The organism is Candidatus Pelagibacter communis (genome assembly GCF_001179925.1).
Classification (GTDB): Bacteria; Pseudomonadota; Alphaproteobacteria; order Pelagibacterales; family Pelagibacteraceae; genus Pelagibacter; species Pelagibacter ubique_E.
Genome location: NZ_CVSF01000049.1, coordinates 1 through 1,080, shown reverse-complemented (window position 1 = coordinate 1,080; position 1,080 = coordinate 1). Strand labels below are relative to the sequence as shown.

The window sequence follows — 1,080 nt, the reverse complement described above, 5'->3', positions numbered from 1 at the left end:
CCTATGAAGGATGCCAACGAAATGTTGGTGTCCGACAGAGGCAAAGATATTATACACCACATTTGGAACGCAAGACCTTACACACCAGAAGGTATTATTGCAGGAGCAGATACTTGGGATTTAGTTATTCAAGATGATAGTAAAGAATGTGTTCCTTACTTATGGTCTGGACTAAATCAAAAAACAAAAGGTATTCGTAAAGGTGAAATAGTTTTATTAACAGCAGGTAGTGGTACAGGTAAATCACAAGTTGCTAGAGAATTAAGTTATGATTTAATTTCTAAAAATAAATCTATTGGCTACATAGCATTAGAAGAAAGTGTAGCTAGAAGTGTAAGAGGTTTAATGAGTATAGATTTAAACCAAAAGATACACGAAGAAGATATTAGAAAAACTATTAATGAAGAAGATTTAAAAAATTCCTGGAATAAAATTAAAGACAAAGTTTATTTCCATAAACACTTTGGTTCTACAGATAGTGAAAACCTTATGTCTAAAATTAGATATTTGGTTAGAGGATGTGATTGCGATTACATTGTATTAGACCATATTAATATGGTTGTCTCTGGAATTGAAGGTGATGAGAGAAAATTAATTGATTATACGATGACAAAGCTACGAAGTTTAGTTGAAGAATTAAACTTTGGATTAATACTGGTTTGTCATTTACGAAGAATACAAGACAAGAATGGTCACGAAGAAGGAGCTATAACTTCATTAAGTCATTTAAGAGGAAGCCATGGATTGGCACAGCTCACTGATATTTGTCTTGGTTTAGAGAGGTCTCAACAAAACGAAGAGACTAAAGATATTCTTACAATCAGAGTTCTAAAAAATAGATATACAGGAGATACAGGTGTCGCTTGCTCACTTCATTACAACAGACAAACTGGAAGATTATCTGAAGGAGATTTTTCAGATGGCCAAGAATGAAAAACATATTGATGATGTACTTCGAGAATACATAGAACAAGATGATGATTTCGTACATTTAGATGACGATGATAAAATCTATATGTACTCAACTTTGAAGAAGATATTAAAGCTAATTAATATAGTTTTAAAATATCCCAATGTATG

General features: G+C 32.0%; 1 protein-coding gene. It reads left to right on the top strand.

The window, feature by feature from the left end; translation table 11 throughout:
* Nucleotides 1-933: DnaB-like helicase C-terminal domain-containing protein (locus AMN70_RS03200; protein WP_179850379.1), on the top strand; the 933-nt coding region annotated here is incomplete at its 5' end.
* Between the last annotated feature and the right edge of the window lie 147 nt (nucleotides 934-1,080).